Origin of the sequence: Cellulophaga sp. BC115SP (assembly GCF_009905545.1) — a bacterium.
In the GTDB taxonomy this organism is placed as follows: Bacteria; Bacteroidota; Bacteroidia; order Cytophagales; family Spirosomataceae; genus Flectobacillus; species Flectobacillus rivi.
Genome location: NZ_JAAALB010000051.1, coordinates 33,859 through 40,294 on the forward strand (window position 1 = coordinate 33,859; position 6,436 = coordinate 40,294).

At 38.4% G+C, this 6,436-nt stretch carries 4 protein-coding genes; all 4 read left to right on the forward strand.

Features of this window, described 5'->3' with window-relative positions:
* Window positions 1-10 precede the first annotated feature (10 nt).
* Complete coding sequence (locus GVN22_RS23460) at window positions 11-1,360, forward strand: RagB/SusD family nutrient uptake outer membrane protein (RefSeq protein ID WP_166553448.1); 1,350 nt, start codon at window positions 11-13, stop codon at window positions 1,358-1,360.
* Between the two features lie 293 nt (window positions 1,361-1,653).
* Window positions 1,654-2,307 (forward strand): ABC transporter ATP-binding protein, encoded by a 654-nt coding sequence (locus GVN22_RS23465; protein ID WP_166553449.1) that lies wholly within the window; start codon window positions 1,654-1,656, stop codon window positions 2,305-2,307.
* A gap of 446 nt (window positions 2,308-2,753) precedes the next feature.
* The gene (locus GVN22_RS23470) at window positions 2,754-3,533 is read left to right on the forward strand and encodes a queuosine precursor transporter (RefSeq protein WP_166553450.1); all 780 of its coding nucleotides are present in this window, start codon (window positions 2,754-2,756) and stop codon (window positions 3,531-3,533) included.
* A 196-nt stretch (window positions 3,534-3,729) separates the two neighbouring features.
* Window positions 3,730-6,436: hypothetical protein (locus tag GVN22_RS23475; protein WP_166553451.1), on the forward strand; the 2,707-nt coding region annotated here is incomplete at its 3' end.

A 6,436-nucleotide genomic window follows, 5' to 3' on the forward strand; every position in this document is an offset into this window, starting at 1 on the left:
GATTCTTGATATGAAAAAATTAACTAAAAATATATTCTTAGTAGGTTTAGCTGTTTCAACACTCACCTCTTGTGATAATAGTTACTTAGATTTAGAGCCAAAAGTAAGTATTGATGAATCTGCGGCTTTAAACACATCGAAAGATATCCAAGTAACACTTAATGGTGCTTATGATGGACTCAGTGACGTAAATGTTTGGGGAGGGGGGAGCCAGTACATAAAAGAACTATTAGTAGATGACAGAGATGTCGTATTTGGAGGTACATTTACAACTCTTGACGAAATTTGGAGAAAAACTATTGCTACGACCAATGGTGATATTACTAATCTTTGGCTCGATAGCTACAATTCAATTAACCGTGTAAACAATGTATTGTCGGCAATATCAAAGGTTGATGATGCTAATAGAAATAGAGTAGAGGGTGAAGCCCGTTTTATTCGAGGAGCCTTGTATTTTGATTTGGTAAACTTATATGGAAAATTCTGGGGTGATGGAGATAATAACACAAACCTTGCAGTACCTTTAATATTGACGCCAACTCGTGGTATTACACAGGATGATTACCGTACTCGTGCTACAGTAGCTCAAGTTTATGCTCAGGTTATAGATGATTTAACAAAAGCTGAGCAGCTATTGAGCTCGCAAGTAGATAACTATGGTTTTGCCTCAAAAAATGCAGCAGCGGCAATGCTGTCGAGAGTTTATTTAGCACAGGGCAACTACGCTTTGGCTAGAGACGCTGCCAATCGTGTTATTACCTCAGGAGTACACGCCTTAGCACCAACATTTGCTGATGCATTTGCTGATGGTTCAAATACTGAAGAGTTGATTTTTAGAATTATTGTTACCGACCAAGATGGAGCAAATGATTTAAATACATTCTATGGCTCTACAGCTAGCAATGGACGTGGTGATATTCGTGTGCAATCAAAATTCTTATCCTTATATTCTTCAGAGGATTCAAGAGGTAAATTTTTCGAGCGTGTAAATAACCTTAATTTTACTTTGAAGTTTGCTGATAGATATGGCGATTTGCCAATTATTCGATTTGCAGAAATGTATCTTACAAGAGCGGAATGTAATTTTAGACTTGGTACTACGGTTGGTGCGTTGCCTATTTCTGATATTAATAAGATTCGTGATAGAGCTGGAGCCAATTTATTAACTAACTTAACTTTAGCAGATATCTTAAAAGAAAGACGCCTGGAGTTAGCATTTGAAGGAGGTAATTATTTAGATATCAAAAGAACTAAACAAAGTGTTGGTGCTTTAACTTCCAATTCTAACGCTTTGACACTCCCAATTCCACAACGAGAAATAGATACAAACAAATCTTTGGTTCAGAATGCTGGATACTAGTTTAAGTACAAAAGCTAAAAGTTAGATAATTTATAAGGTTTTTTAAATAAATCGAAATGAGGAATTTACTCCATCGAGGATTTATGATATTTTCTAAATAAAAATCTAATTATCTAATAAATAAAAAAAGGGTATAGGCATTTAAGCCTATACCCTTTTTTTTTAGGAAATATTTAACTTTTTTTGCCCTGTGGTAGAGAGACCGTACTGAAACGACAACATATCTAGAAAATATATTTTGTTGTTTCTAAGAAAAAATAATCAAAAAGGGAAAAGTTTTATTTGAAATAGGCATGTTAATAGCAAAAAATATCATCAAACGTTATGCTTCCTTACAAGTACTTAAAGGAATAGACCTGAATATCAATAAAGGGGAGATTGTCTCAATTGTTGGGGCTTCGGGGGCAGGAAAAAGTACTTTATTGCATATCTTGGGTACATTAGACCAGCCAGACGCTGGAAGTCTAATCATCGATGGACAAGATGTCACCCAACTAGGAGAGAGGCCTTTGGCTACTTTTAGAAATGAAAAAATTGGATTTATTTTTCAATTTCATAACCTATTAGGTGAGTTTTCGGCACTTGAAAATGTTTGTATGCCCTCATTTATTGGTGGAAAAGGAGATAAAGCGGTAAGAGAAAGGGCTGAGGAGTTATTGGTAATGCTAGGGCTAAAAGATAGAATCAATAATCTACCGTCACAAATGTCAGGAGGTGAGCAGCAACGTACTGCGGTGGCTAGAGCGTTGATGAATTCGCCTGCGATTATTTTTGCAGATGAACCTTCTGGTAATTTAGATTCTAAAAATGCACAAGAGTTACATGAACTGTTTTTTACCCTGCGAGATAAATTTCAGCAAACTTTTGTTGTCGTGACTCACAACGAGGAATTGGCTAATATGGCAGACCGAAAACTCATTATGCAGGACGGCTTAATTATAAATTAATCTGCAACAAACATGAGTCATCTCGAATTTTAAGATTAGGGTTATTCTCCAAATTTTCATCAAAAAAGCGGTCGAAAAATATTTTTCAACCGCTTTTTTGATATTACGATACTAGATATAACTTGGCTTAAGACGCAATCATTGCATCTTTAACACTAGAATACAAATTTTAACATAATCACTCATCCGCTCAATCACTAAATCGCTAAATTAGTGCTGACTCATGATTTTTTGTATTTGTCCCAAAAATTAATCGATAATACAAAACTCTCCAGCAAACACTTTTAAGCTTTTATAAGTTAAACCTCTAGCTTTCGAACCCTTCTGTTTGAACTTTTACGGGTTTGTTTGTATTTTAGAACTAAAATCTATCTCAATAGTGGTGATTTTACCCTAAAACCAACAATTCAACTAATAAATAGCTTTATTCTTAAGCGCACTAACTTATGCACATCGAAACTTCGACCTTGGACTCGAAACGTACTAAACTGTATATCTTTCTTTTTGGAATATTCCTTACCAATGCCATTGTAGCCGAAATTGTTGGTGCCAAGATTTTTTCAGTAGAAAAAACTTTGGGTTTTGCACCAATTCACCTCAATACCTTTTTTGGCATTTGGGACTTAAATCAAACTGCTGGGGCGCTCAACTGGCCATTTGTTTTTATTACCTCAGATATTATCAATGAATATTTTGGTAAAAAAGGCGTAAAACGTATTTCTTATTTGACGGCTGGTTTCATCGCCTACAGCTTTTTGATTATTTACGGTGCAACCTTACTAGTACCAGCAGACTTTTGGCTGGATGTCAACAAAGGCGACCATAATTTCAATATCAATGAGGCTTTCGCCAAAATCTTCCGTCAAGGATTAGGTATTATCACGGGCTCATTAAGTGCATTTTTGATTAGTCAAATTCTGGATGCGTATGTGTTTCACTCGATTAGAAAAGTAACGAAAGGTGAGAAGATTTGGCTTCGAGCAACAGGCTCTACCTTAGTATCGCAATTGATAGATAGCTTTGTTGTGATTGGTATTGCCTTCGTGGTATTTGGCAACTGGACAATAGACCAATGGATTTCTACTTCTTTGAACAATTATCTATACAAATTCTTCTCGGCTATTATCATGACACCACTCATTTACCTAGCCCATAATTTGATAGACGGATATTTAGGAAAAGAACTATCTGATCAACTCATTTCTGAGGCGGGTCAGCAGGAGTAGATCAAGATTTTTTAAATGATACAAAAATGAGCTTCAAATAGAACTTTAATGGTTTTGTTTGAGGCTCATTTTTATTAGAAATTTTTCAGAAATATTTCTGCAACTCTAAAACCTTAAGTCAAACTAAACTAATAAAAACACTGATACTTTATGGAGCTAAGTTAGTCTCAACAAAAAACTAACTTAACAGTTCTCTATGAAGAAAATCTACCACTTATTATTAGTTCTGGTTTTATACCTCAATCTCTCATTGCCTAACGCCTACGCACAGAATTATCCTATTTCAGGCTATGGTGCTTTTATGACACCTTCGTCGCTCACATGGTCGAGTCTTTACAATACCCAAGCACTCAATCTTACTCTAGTAGCCAAGGATATTGGTAGTACTCCCGGAGAAATATTTGCCCGTATACGTTTGTCTCGGGTGGGTATTGAAATAGCTAACCCTCAAAGTTTTGTAGCCACTAAAGGCATAAAAGTCAACTTTGGATCTCCTCTGCAACTCTCAGGAATAGATTTCGCTGAGAACTTCAACTATCAAAATTTAGACGCCTCTGGAGTTCCCGAAAGTCTCTTTACCCAAGGAGGAGTATTACCCAATGGCTTTTGGACGATTGAGTTGACTTTCTTTGAGTTAGATGCTGCTAGAAATCACCGACAGGTATCTGACAAGATTTCAATAGCCTTTACTGTCAATAATGGGCAAGCTCCTTTGCTAAACCTTCCTAGTAACGAATCGGAAATAGATGCTCGTTATGGACAGAATTTTAGTTTTGCATGGACTCCCCGAGGAACATCCTTGTCGGGTGCTGGAGGTTTGACCTATAATTTTAGCCTCTGGGAATTGGGCGAAGACGAAAACCCTTATGATGTAGCCGAAGGTAAAACACCTATTTACACCAGTAGTGTATCGGTACCAATGTTAGTGTATGATCCCACCAAGCCTCTTTTGCAAGTGGGCAAGCACTATGCTTGGCAGGTGCAAGTGGTAGACCCTTTTGGTAATAATGTCTACGAAAACAATGGAAAAAGTGAAATATGGGAGTTTAGATACGGACTCAAATGTCAAGCACCCGCACTCAACTTCAAAAGTATAGGCTCGGGCTATACCGAAATCTATTGGGACAAAATCAATCAAGCCCAAAACTACGACCTACGGTGGCGCATACAAGGCACCAATGAGTATAGCCACTATATTACCTCATGGACTTATCACCGTTTGGAATTTGACAGGGAACAGGTGTATGATGTAGAGATTCAAAGCCAATGCTATGGTGGCGAATATAGCGATTGGAAGTCAAGCAAATATCCTGAAAATACTACCCCAATGCTCAAGAGCATGACTCCTGCAGCTCCTGTTGTTGTTTATACACGAGAAGAAGCCATCAACCCTGCGGATATTCCCGTGAATGGGGCTGATGTTGACCCTACTGTCTACGATAATTTGGTCAATACCTTGAACGCTGAACCAAAATCCGAAATTCGATGTGGGAAAGTAAATCAAACTGCCGTATTCGCTTGCCAACCAGACGATGTTTCTGATTATCAGGGAACAAAAGATTTTACCAGCAAACCCAACAGTACCTTTTATGTCAATGGCTATGATGTTCGTATAACCAAAGTCGTCAACCAAACCTCTGGGGAAGGCTTGTTGTATATGCCTCTTTTTGGGCAACGTATCCCTGTAGTTTGGAGTGGCATTACCCTCAAAGAAGGAGAAGGAAAAGACTATATGGGAAATGCTTATGGCTGTCTGACCTCTGGCGAGGTAATAGTTGCAGGTTCCAATCCCAACCTCATAGTCGGTGACCTTAATACACAATACCAAGCACTTTACAATTCGCTCAACAGCCCCGGAAGTTATTCAGGTACTTTTGGACAAGCGGTCTCAGATATGGGACTTATTGCACAAGAGTTACTTGATAAAATAGCCAAAGGGACACCCATTGAGCCCTCCGATTATCAAAAGTATAATAGCGTGTGTAATGCTGTCAAGAAAGGTATGGACGATTGGAAAAAAAAGCTGGTAGACAAATATGGTGATAACCCAAAGTTTCCAGAATTTCAGCGTCTTTACTCTTCCATCGACAATATCAAAACATCACTACTCAATGAGATAGACTGTGACCGCCAAGGGAAGGTATGGAACCGAAATACTGACGATTCAGAAGTGCTTTATGCCTCTATAGGTATGCCATATTTGGAGGATTTTTATCTCAAAAACCCTTGTAAAATAGCTCTAACTCAAAGCAAATCATCCGAACTAAAAGATTTGCTTAGTACAGCAGTAGACTTGGAGAAGCAACCTTTAGACGCCAATTTAACAGACAAGCCAACCACTTCTCCTGACCTGCCGACGGCGCTGTCGTTGCTAACACAGCTCCAACTGACTACAAGTTATGCACAAGGACATGGCTGTGAAGATTACAAATTTGTAGATTTTAAAGAAGGTTGCATGTACTCTTCAGGGAGTTCACTTACACCAGCAATCACGTATTTTGGTAAACCCACTATATGGAAAACCCCATTACCTCTATGGTTAGTCAACAACGTATGGGTCTGCCAAAGTAGCGATACCCCTTTGGCATTTAAGTATTACAATTCATCCGACCTAAAATGGTATGATTTACCATTGCCAGCGGGAGAGACAGCTGGCGAAGCCTTTGCCAATGTATTTGCCCAAGGTTTTGCCGTATTGCTAAGCGCAGGTGTTGGCCTCGGAGCTCAAACCGCAGTAGTGGCCGAACAAACCGCTCAGCGTTGTATCATCAACGGTAGTATAGATTTAGTCATCCAAGGGATATTGTATGGTGGTTGGGAGGCCTATCAGCAAGGCAAATTACCCAAAGAGGTATTGCCTTCAATTTGGGATAGAATTTCATTGATTAGTGTAGCAGGTTCTT